This window comes from Chitinophaga sp. 22308 (assembly GCF_052045305.1).
Lineage (GTDB): Bacteria > Bacteroidota > Bacteroidia > Chitinophagales > Chitinophagaceae > Chitinophaga > Chitinophaga varians_A.
In genome coordinates this window covers 337817-349187 of sequence record NZ_JBQEOP010000008.1, presented here as the reverse complement: position 1 = coordinate 349187, position 11371 = coordinate 337817, and the positions used below count along the sequence as shown (strand labels likewise).

Genomic DNA, 11371 nt, shown 5'->3' with positions numbered 1-11371 from the left:
GGAATATTTGAAATGTAAAACATTTTCAGCAACTTCGCACCGTTGCCAACCGAATTAGCTAAACGTCATGCAGGATGAAAGAGATATATGGGATGCTTTTCGTTCAGGAGATGAATCCTCCCTGCAGGCGGTCTTTGATAAATATTATGCTCCGCTTTTTAATTATGGACACCGGTTTTCCGCAGACGATCATCTGATTGAAGATGCATTGCAGGAGCTGTTTGTGAAGCTCTGGAAGAACCGTGAAAGCATCCGGGAAACAGGTTCGGTGAAGAACTACCTGTACAAGGCTTTCCGGCGGGTGTTGCTTCGTATGCTGGAGGCGCAGCAACGGAAATATACCTTCTCGGTGCCGGACGACTGGCCCGAATTACCGCAGGAACTGGCTTATGAGCATACTATGATCAGCCGTGAACGGCTGGAGAAAATAAGCCGGGACCTGGCCACGGCGCTGGGAAAAATGACGCCGCGCCAACGGGAAATCATCCACCTGCGTTATTATGAAGAAATGGAATACGAGGAAATAGCTGTACTCATGCAGCTTTCCGTGTCCAGTACCTATAAATTGGTTTACAAAGCCATTGACACGCTTCGGCAATACCTGTCCAAAACTGATCTCCTTATTTTGTCTGCTGTTATTGCATTGAAAAAAATCTAATACAGCATTCCTTTTCTCTATTGTTATTGAATGATATTCATTTTTGTGCCCTTTATATTGATTTTTTTAATTTCTTCCGGGAGGAAGGGATAAAATTTAAAAGTGTCGTGTATCTATAAACAGGTATGGAAAAACAGGACAGGAACTATGCACGGTATACCACTGCTTCTTTTTTTGAAGACGATGAGTTTACACGTCATGTATTGAAGTGGGACGAGAACGCAAAGGCCTGGTGGGGGCAGTTGTCCGCACAGTATCCGGACAAAAGGGCTTCCATGGAGGAGGCGCGTGCCTGGATACTGCTACTGAACAATCAGCAGGCGTATGCGCCCGCTATGGGCGAGTCCCGTCTCTGGAACAAAATCAGCGGGGAAATAGCGGTCTATGAACAACGCCGCCAACGCTACTACCGGCCTTTGAAGCTGATATTCAGATGGACGGCCGCCGCGGCCGCAGTGGTGATGTCCATGCTGTTTATCAGGGAGCTGTCTTCACATGGTGAGAAATCCTATCGTACTGTATTTGGCAATCATCAGCAGGTATTATTGCCAGACGAGTCCATTGTTACGCTGAATGGTAATTCCTCTATCCATTATGCCCGCTCCTGGAAGACGGACAAGCCGAGGGAAATATGGCTCAACGGGGAAGCTTATTTTGAAGTCAGGCATGTGGCCATCAAAAACCGCCTGCAGCAATCGGATTCGTTTCATGTGCACGTGAGCGATCTGTCACTGACGGTACTGGGCACTAAGTTCAACGTCCGCAACCGCCGCGGCCATACCGAAATATCCCTGCTGGAAGGCAGCCTCCGGATAGAGAAAGCCGGTGTATTTATCAAAGTGCTCCGGCCGGGAGAGGCTTTTGCCTATGACAGCAGCAAACAACAGCTGACGGCCATGGACAGAAAGCCGCAGGCCAACAAAGCCTGGACTGTCAACGAACTGGACCTGGACGGTTATTCCCTCCGGGAAATCATTGACCTGCTGGAAGACAACTACGGGTATGAAATTATACTCGAAGGTCCGCCGGAGCTGGCACAAAAACGGCTGTCAGGCACGGTGCCGGCCAACAGCGCGGAAGACATCCTTTTTGTGGTCCGTAAAATATTTAACCTGAAAATCAGAAGAGAAGCCAATCATTTAATTATCAGCCAAAATTAGTTACATGTACAGACGATTGTTATTTGTCATGTGTTGCCTCTGTGTAACACTGCCGGGGAAACTATTTGCACAACAGCAGATAAAGCTGAAAGCCGCCCTGGACGAAGTGAAGGCCGTGTACGGCACCCGCTTTTCCTATGAAGAACATCTGCTGGACAATATCCTCGTCAGCCTGAAAAAGCCGCTGACAAAGAAAGAGCCGGTGGAAGCGGTACTGAAGGAACTGCTCTACAATAAAGGATTTATTTTCCTCTATGTACAGGAAAATTATTATACCATCATCCGCGACACCCGGCCGGCCAAAAGCCAGGACGCCATGCCCATGGCGGACGACGCGGCGCCGCTCAAAACGGAACAGGAATATGTGCAAACCATCACTGGCACGGTAACGGATAAAGACGGCCGTCCGCTCATAGGGGTGACCGTCATCCCGGAGGGCTATGCCATTCGCTTCGGCAGCATCACCAGCAGCGACGGCAGATACGCCCTGCGCCTGCATCAGAAGACCAATGCCATCGTCTTTACCTTCATGGGCATGACGCCGCTGAAAGTGGAGGTGGGCGATAAGACAGTGATCAACGCGCAACTGGAAACCGATGTGCGCCAGCTACAGGAAGTCAATGTCATGTCCACCGGTTACCAGGCGCTGCCCAAAGAAAGGGCTACCGGCGCTTTTGAACAGATCACCAGCAAACAGCTTAAAACAGTGCCGGCGGTGAGCCTGATGGAACGTCTCGAAGGCGTGGCGCCCGGCGTACGCTTCGATGTACGCAACAATAAAATTTCCATCCGGGGCGTCAATACCCTCCAGCCTTCAGATGGCAGCACGCCGCTGATTGTCATCGACGGATTTCCGGCCGTTGACCAGGACCTGGAAACCAGGGGTGCCATCAACGGCGCCAGCGGCAGCTCTGTATTAAGCAGGTATAATCCCGAAGACATTGAATCGATCACCATCCTCAAAGATGCCGCCGCTACCTCCATCTGGGGAGCCAAAGCCGCCAACGGCGTGATTGTGATCACTACCAAAAAAGGGAAGAAAAATTCCTCCCAGCTGAACTTCAGCACTAATCTGAGCCTGTCCAATCCTGTCGATATGAAAAAACTCAACCGCATGAACGCGGCGGATTACATCGACCTGGAAAAAGAGATGAAAGGCCTCGGCTTCTTCTCAGACCCGGCCAAATGGGACAACAGCTGGATGACCTTTAACCAGAACCAGCCTGTCAGCGAAGCGTTGGAGTGGATGTTTAAAGTAGACAGGGGCACGGCCACTGCCAGTCAGCGCGACTCTGCCCTGTCTGCCCTCAGCCAGAAGGATAACCGCGGGCAGATCCGCGACCTGCTCTTGCAACGGGCCGTATCGCAACAGTATAACCTGTCTTTCTCCGGTGGCGGACAACACAGCACCTATTATATTTCTACCAACTATACGAAAGATGTACCGGTGTTCCGCAGCAACAAAGGCGAGAGCTACTTTGTGACCGCCAATCTCAGTAATGAATTGTTCAATAACCGTGTGACCATCAACACCGGCATCAATTATAACTTTGCCAACACCGTTTCCAACATGGCGGCCCTAAACGCCATCGGAAACGGGCGGTTGGCATTACGCCCGTATGAAATGCTGGCAGATGCTTCCGGCAATCCTATCGCCCGTTCCATCGATTTCCGGGATGAAGTGGCGGCAGACTTTCTCAGCAAAGGGTACCTGCCATGGACCTATAGCCCGCTGCAGGAGCTTAACTACGGCAATACCACTGCTAAAGCCAATCGTTATCGCCTTAACACAGACATCACCACCAAAATCACCGACTGGATGAACGTCAGCGTGGCAGGCAGCCTGCAACGCAATCTGACGGAAACGATCAACCTTAGTGAGCTGAACAGCTACGACAGCAGGGTGCTGATCAATACCGCCACCACGGTGGGGCCAAACGGCAAACTGGTATACGGCGTGCCTTATGGAGGAAAAATGATCAGCACCAACCGGACGGATATCAGCTACGGCCTTCGCGGACAGGTAAACGTGAATAAAACACTGACGCCTTTTTTAACGCTGAATGCGCTCGCCGGCACGGAAATCCGGGAAAGCAAATACACTGGTTATCAACAAACCCGCTTCGGGTTTGACCAGGACACCTATGCCTCCGCGTCCTGGAACCCTAACGTAAGCTATACAACGGTGATGGGATGGTCTTCCACCCTTGGTTTCTCCGATGGCAGCATCAACAGGGGCATCAACAGGTTCCTGTCTTACTATGGTAATGGTGCTTTGTCTGTGATGAACAACCGCTACGTTATCTCCGGAAGCCTGCGTTTCGACGATTTCTCCCTGGCCGGCGCTTCCCGCAGCCAGCGTGCAAGGCCGTTGTGGAGCACTGGTGTTAAATGGAACGTTACTTCAGAAGACTTTATGAAATCCCGGGACTGGCTCAATAACCTCGACGTGCGCATCACCTATGGTACCGGTGGCGCCGTGCCCACCAGCGCAAGTAATGCCGCACTGCTGAACCTGATGGGACTTGACCAGAACACCAGGGAACCTTATGGCAGCGTGCAGGCCCCCGCTAATAACAAAATAGGCTGGGAGCTCACAAAGACGTGGAACTTTGGCGTGGACCTCGATTTGTTGAACAACCGGCTGCATCTTAGCGCTGACGCCTATACGAAAAAGACCAGCGATATTTTATGGCAGTTCCCCATCAACAGTACCTACGGCTGGACCAGCCTGTATTATAATGCCGCCAGCATGAAAGGGCATGGTTATGATATCGGCGTAAGAGGCGATATCTTCAAAGGCCGTGACTTTGGCTGGAGCAGTACTTTCAATTTCTCCTACAATACCAACGTGGTCACGGATGCCCGCTTCACACCACCTACCAGCAGCATGGCCGTTGGCAGCAGCACGCCTATTGAAGGAATGCCGCGCGACTTCCTGTATGCCTATCGCTGGGCAGGACTGGATGACAAAGGTCGTTCGCAGGTATATACCGCCGACGGAAAAATCGTGAACGCAGATATGCCCAATAATGCTATCTCCGCTAAAGACCTCGTGTACATGGGCCGTACCACGCCGCCTTATTTTGGCGGGCTGTTCAACGATTTCAGGTACAAATCGTTTACGTTCGGCGTTCGCATTACCTATGAAATGGGCCATGTGTTCCGCAGGCTGTCTATTCAAAACTATCCCGACTATCAAACCAATAATTACATCGGACTGATTGGCACACAGCAGGACCTGGCGCTTCGCTGGCGCAAACCCGGCGATGAGCAGTTCACCAATGTTCCGGGCCTGGTGAACGTGTCCACCAACAGCAGCAACCGTTATAAAATGTCGGACCTGCTGGTGGAAAGCGCCAGCCACGTCCGCCTGCAACAAATATCGCTGGGATACCAGGTGCCCTCCGCTTTGTTGACGCGTATGGCGGTAAAGTCAGTGGGGGTGAACTTCTCTGTACGTAACCTGGGGCTTATCTGGAAAAATAACAAGTCCGGTGTAGATCCCAGCTACGCCATGAGCACCAACTATACCAACCTGCCGCCTGCACGCAGCTATTTCATCAGCCTGAACGCATCTTTCTAATACCGGAAAAATTGATTGACATGAACATGAAACATATATGCATTCCACTACTGGCATTAACGATGGGAACAACTTCCTGCCGTAAGTACGTGGAAGTGAAACAACCTAACCAGCGGGAGTTCATCTACGTGGCCGACTATCAGCGGCTGCTGAACAACGTAGGCCTGTTTGAAACGTCTGTCAGCCTGCCAACGTTGTCTGCCGATGATATCGACTTGGGCACCAATGCCAGCCTGGAAAGATTGCTGACCAATGAGCTGAAAAATATTTATACCTGGGCGGCAGACTATTATACCTCAGACCAGAGCGATGCCGGCTGGGACCAGCTGTATAACCAGATTTATGTCTGCAACCAGATCACTGCCAATGTCATGACAAGCGATGGCCCCGACGTGCAGAAACGCAGCGCCTACGCCGAAGCACAGGTACAACGGGCCGCTGCGTACCTCTCGCTGGTCAACCTGTACGCGAGGGTGTATAACGCCTCCACGGCTGCCACCGATCCGGGTTTGCCGCTGCTGCTAAAACCGGATCTGTTTGTGCCGCTGAACAGGGCTTCTGTTAAACAGGTGTACGACCAGATCATCCAGGATATCACACAGGCGTTGCCGTTATTGCCGGACGTGCCGTCCAATAACCTGCATCCGGGCAAAGCTGCCGGTTACGGGCTGCTGGCCAGAACTTATCTGTATATGCAACGGTACAACGAAGCGGCCGACAATGCCGCCAAAGCGCTTGGCCTGCAAAGCACCCTGCTGGACCTGAACGACTACGCCACCGGCGGAAAAAAATATCCCCGCCGGCTGGACAATCCCGAAGTGGTCCTGAACAAAAAATCAATCAAAGCCGGGAATATCAATTTACCGTTAAGCACGGAGCTGTTAAATAAGTTCACCCCAGACGACCTGCGTTATTCCCTGTTTACCAGGAACGGCAGCACCTTTCAGCCAGCCTTTGCCGGCCGTGGTTCCTACCGCGACCAGCTTTTTGCCAACGATGGGATATTGTCCGGACTGTCTGTGCCGGAAATGATGCTGACAGCCGCTGAAGGGCTGGCGCGTGGCGGCAAGACAAGCGACGCTATGGCGCTGGTCAACAATCTCAGGATGAAACGTTTTGCACCCGCAGCTTTCGTGGCGCTGACCGCATCTTCCGCTGCCGACGCATTGCGTATAGTCCTTGACGAAAGAAGGCGGGAACTGTTTGGCACCGGGCTTCGCTGGTTTGACCAGCGGCGGCTGAGCGTGGAAGCAGGCATGGCCGAAACGGAAACGCGTGTATTCGCCGGCGTTACTTACACGCTGCAACCCGGCGACCGCTATGTATACCCAATCCCGCCAAAAAATATTGAGTTGAACCCTGAGCTGACCCAAAATCAACGTTAAACATGAGAAAGAAAGATATGAGAAGAAAAATCGGCCTGTTAGGAGCCAGCCTGCTTTTGTGCGGTGCGGCGGTGATGGCACAAAATAATGAACAGTACCGGGAAGCTGATCCGAAAGAACTGATCAAAAGAACAGACCTTACGGAACAACAGTTGTCAGATATTCAGCGGTACTACCAGTTCAGCCTGAAGGACATAAAAAAAGGAGCGGAGTTGCAGCAGCTGCTGTTGCAAAAGTATCCCAAAGGCGAAACAGCGCGGCTGGCCGCTTATCATAAAGTGACTGCCACCAAAAACCTGGCGGACATGACTTTAGCTTCAGAAGGCTTTTTGCAGGCCTTCCCTTATGAAGAATGGAAAAAAGCTCCCAACAGACAGGAGTTTATCTATTATAATGTTCACAGGGGCCTGGGTACTGCGTATATGGATACCCGTCAGTTTGATAAGCTGGTGGCGTTCTGTACGCCGCTGAATTTCAAAACGGAAAATGAAATATACCGCTGGAACATTATGCGGGCGTTTGTTTTCAAAACAGTGGGATACGATACACTAAGCAGGATCTCGACGTCGCTCGTCAACGAACTGATTAAAAAGGCGGGTGACCGGTCTTATGAAGAGGCCGGCGTTTTTAACCGGGAACAGGCCGCGGCCAATGCCAGCGAGCAGCTCGATAATCAGTTGGGCACTCATATCTCGCTGCTATATGCACTTAAACAATATGCAGCGGCAAAGGAGTATTTCAGGTACCTGTCTGCCAAAGGCGCCTATACCAATGCAAACCTGAACAGCGTTCATCTCAGCATTCTGCAGCAAACAGGCGATCAGCAGGCCATGCTGCCTTTCCTGGAAAACTGCACCAAAGCCAATGCCATGACGGCCGGTATGATGGACACCCTTAAAACCCTCTTTACGGCGAACAATAAAACGCCGGGCGCTTTTGACAGCTACCTGGCTTCTCTGAAATCCGGTAAAGACAAGGATGAACTGGAAGCTACCGTAAAGTCACATATGACCCATCAGGAATATGTGCCTTTTGCGCTGGAAGATGCTGATGGCAACACCGTCAGGTCCAGCGAATGGGGCGATAAAATTGTAGTACTGGATTTCTGGGCCACCTGGTGCAAACCCTGTATCAGCGCGTTTCCGGGTATGCAGATGCTGGTAGACAAATATGCGGCCGATCCGCAGGTTGCTGTGTATATGGTGGGTACCATGCAAACCGGCGATTACAAGGCGAAGTCCGTAGGCTATGTTAAAAAAGAAGGCTTCCGGTTTCATTTGTTGCACGATGCCGTTAATAAGAAGACAGGTGAACAGGATGCTGTATTTAAAACGTTTGTGCCTTTCTTCCAGTCTTCCGCTATTCCGAGAAAAGTGATTTTAAAAGATGGGGTGATGCGTTATACGGCCGAAGGATATTCCGGCAGCCCCAGTAAGCTGGCAGATGAACTGAGCTATGCCATTGAATTATTAAAAGCTGAAAAATAGATTATGATATTGAGGAAATATGTCCTGGTGTCCCTCGGTTTGGCGGGATTATCACTCCCGTTAAAAGCGCAGGTAAATCCGAAGGAGAAGCTGTGGCAAACGTTAAAAGCCATTCAGGGCAATTATGTTGATTCACTGAGTGATGAAACATTGGTCAACGCCGCGATTGCGGGCATGATGCGGCAGCTGGACCCGCATTCCCGTTATTTTTCCGGCGAAGAGGCAGCGCAGATGCAGGAAGCCATGAAAGGCAATTTTGCCGGCATCGGTATCCAGTATATGATGCAGAACGATACGTTGTACATCACGCAGATCGTACCTGGCGGCCCAGCCGAAAAGGCCGGCTTACAGGCCGGCGACAGGATCACCGCTATCAATAAGGTGCCGGTGAAGGGCGAAACCAATTTTGCCATCATGAAAAAAATACGGGGAGAGAAAGGTACTTCCGTGTCACTGGAGATACACCGGAAATCGGGCGGGGAGCAGTTTATCCGTGACATTGTGCGTGGCACGGTGCCCGACAGGTCTGTCCGCTCAGCGTATATGGTCAATGACCAGACCGGTTATATCTCATTGCGCATTTTCAACGAAACCACCCGCAATGAGATGGACCAGGCATTGGCTTCCCTGAAAGCGCAGGGCATGAAAAACCTCATCCTCGATTTGCAGGGTAACGGTGGCGGCTATGTGCAGGCGGCCATCGGCGTGGCGGACGAGTTCCTGCCGAAAGACAAGCTCGTGTTTTACAGCGTGGGAAAAAACAAAGGCAAAGACTACTACTATACCGGTGGTTTTGGCAGCTTTATGGAAGGGAAGTTGCTGGTGCTGATCGATCAGTATACGGCTTCAGCGGCGGAAATACTAACCGGCGCCCTGCAGGACTGGGACAGGGCGGTGATCATAGGCAGGAGAAGCTTTGGCAAAGGCCTGATGCAACGCCCCGTTCCTGTGTTCGACGGTTCTGTGCTGGAGCTGACAGGCGCCCGCTATTATACGCCTTCAGGCAGGTCTATCCAGAAACCTTACCATGGCGATACCTATAACGATAACGCACAAACGCGGCTCGCCAGCGGTGAACTGTTGCACGCCGACGTAGTGCATTTCCCTGACTCGCTGAAATACTCCACCCTGATTAAAAAACGCACGGTATTTGGCGGCGGCGGCATCATGCCCGACAAATTCATTCCCCTGGATACGGTGGAACATAACGGTTGGCTGCAAAACGTTGCCGCACATGACCTGACCGGCAGGGCCACCTTTGATTATCTCGACAGCAACCGCGCCAGCCTGCTGGCTAGTTATAACGATTTTAAAACCTTTAACAGGCAGTACACGGTACCGGACTACCTCGTACAGCAGGTAGTGGGTGCTGCGGAAAAAGAAGGAATGCCGTTGTATCCAGGCAGCAGGGACAGGATCATCAGCCTGTTGTCGCTGGAGCTGAAAGGCAGACTGGCCAGCCAGCTGTTTGCCGGCAACGATTATTACCTGCAGGTGATCAATACGGACAACGCCAGTTTACAGGAAGCTTTGCGCGTGCTGGAAAAACCAGCGGCCTATGATGACCTGTTGAACGGAGCTGCAAAGCAGCCGGCTGAAAAAAAGAAAACCGGAAAATCTCACTAATTAAAATCAGACAAACATGAAAGTGGCTAAAATATGGATAGCAGTGGCATTAGGGATACCCGTATACAGTGTGGCACAACAGTCGTACACCATCAAGGGTAGCGTCAGCAATATAAAAACACCGGCCAAAGTATTTCTGACATATAAAGTCAACGGTGAGCGTAAAATCGATTCCGTCGTCATGAAGCACGGCAAATTTATTTTTAAGGGATCAGTAGGCGCTCCCAAAGAAGCGCATCTGGTGCTGGACCGCGGCAATCAGCAGCAGGACCCGACCACCCGCCCGGTACAGGACATCCTGCCTTTCTTCATAGAAGACCGGGCTATCACTATAGTGGCTAAAGACTCCATCAAAAATGCCGTGATCTCGGGCAGTCCCACCAATGATGACAATGTAAAGGTGAACGCTATGCTGAAACCTTATTACGACAAGTACGACCTGTTGAATAAAGAGTTCAATGCGCAGCCGGTCGAAAAACAAAAAGACAAAGCTTACGTCGCTACGCTCGATAGCAGAGCCAATGATATACAGGCGGAAATCATCAGCGTAAAAAGAAAGTACGTAAAAGCCAACCCGGACAAGTATATGGCCCTGATGGCGCTGAATTCCACGCTGCCACCAGCGTTTGATGCCGTGGCCGCTGAGAAGGACTTCAATGAACTGACCCCGGCCATCCGCAAATCCGATCTCGGGCTGGAACTGGCGGCCCGGATCGCCAAAGTGAAGAAAACACAGGAGGGAGAACCAGCGCCGGATTTCACCCAGACGGACGTTAACGGAAAGCCGGTGAAACTTTCGGATTTCCGTGGAAAATACGTGCTGCTGGACTTCTGGGCCTCCTGGTGCGGCCCGTGCAGAAGGGAAAACCCCAATGTCGTAAAAGCATACAACACTTATAAAGACAAAGGATTCACAGTACTGGGCGTATCGCTCGACAAGCCGGCAGATAAAGACAAATGGCTGCAGGCCATCGAAAAAGACGGTCTCACCTGGACACAGGTGTCCGACCTGAAAGCCTGGGAGAATGAAGCCGCCAAACTATATGAAGTAAATGCTATACCTATGAATTTCCTGATTGATCCTAACGGTAAAATCGTCGCCAAATATCTGCGCGGCGCCGCACTGGAAGAGACTTTGAAAAAAGTGCTCACTAAGTGATGAATCAGACCAACCATTAAAAATAACTTACATCCCGGCCCGGAGCTTCAGCTCCGGGCTTATGTTTATTGATCAATTATCTGTGTTTTATTTGCCCCTTTGTAAATGGTAGCTACTTATTAATTACTTTCCGAAATGATGCAATGAATAAATTCCATGTAATAAAGTAGTCGGGCCATATTTCACGTTGACAATGAAAAAAATATCGTAGCGATTATTTAACCGTAAATATATTTAAAGAAGTGGCGCTCTTCCGTCAGGGAGGGCTGGCCCTTCTTTTTTTATTTCTGTAAGATCCTTTACTGTATTG

Annotated in this window: 7 protein-coding genes; all 7 read left to right on the top strand. The window is 50.9% G+C overall.

Annotated features, from left to right (window positions below; all coding sequences use genetic code 11):
* Positions 1 to 67: 67 nt before the first annotated feature.
* The 7 genes from ACTJJS_RS29770 to ACTJJS_RS29740 all read left to right on the top strand — a co-directional run bounded on the left by ACTJJS_RS29770 (position 68) and on the right by ACTJJS_RS29740 (position 11061).
* A complete protein-coding gene (locus tag ACTJJS_RS29770) occupies positions 68 to 658 on the top strand; it encodes an RNA polymerase sigma factor (protein ID WP_440667312.1) in 591 nt (196 codons plus the stop codon).
* A 125-nt stretch (positions 659 to 783) separates the two neighbouring features.
* A complete protein-coding gene (locus tag ACTJJS_RS29765; protein WP_440667311.1) occupies positions 784 to 1818 on the top strand; it encodes a FecR family protein in 1035 nt (344 codons plus the stop codon).
* Between the two features lie 4 nt (positions 1819 to 1822).
* The gene (locus ACTJJS_RS29760; RefSeq protein WP_440667309.1) at positions 1823 to 5404 is read left to right on the top strand and encodes a SusC/RagA family TonB-linked outer membrane protein; all 3582 of its coding nucleotides are present in this window, start codon (positions 1823 to 1825) and stop codon (positions 5402 to 5404) included.
* 20 nt (positions 5405 to 5424) lie between these two features.
* Positions 5425 to 6789 carry a RagB/SusD family nutrient uptake outer membrane protein gene (locus tag ACTJJS_RS29755; RefSeq protein ID WP_440667307.1) on the top strand — a complete coding sequence of 455 codons (1365 nt, stop codon included), beginning with the start codon at positions 5425 to 5427 and terminating at the stop codon, positions 6787 to 6789.
* A gap of 2 nt (positions 6790 to 6791) precedes the next feature.
* Positions 6792 to 8276, top strand: a complete 1485-nt coding sequence (locus ACTJJS_RS29750) for a TlpA disulfide reductase family protein (RefSeq protein WP_440667305.1) — start codon at positions 6792 to 6794, stop codon at positions 8274 to 8276.
* 3 nt (positions 8277 to 8279) lie between these two features.
* A complete protein-coding gene (locus tag ACTJJS_RS29745; protein WP_440667303.1) occupies positions 8280 to 9902 on the top strand; it encodes a S41 family peptidase in 1623 nt (540 codons plus the stop codon).
* A gap of 16 nt (positions 9903 to 9918) precedes the next feature.
* The gene (locus ACTJJS_RS29740; protein ID WP_440667301.1) at positions 9919 to 11061 is read left to right on the top strand and encodes a redoxin domain-containing protein; all 1143 of its coding nucleotides are present in this window, start codon (positions 9919 to 9921) and stop codon (positions 11059 to 11061) included.
* Positions 11062 to 11371 lie beyond the last annotated feature (310 nt).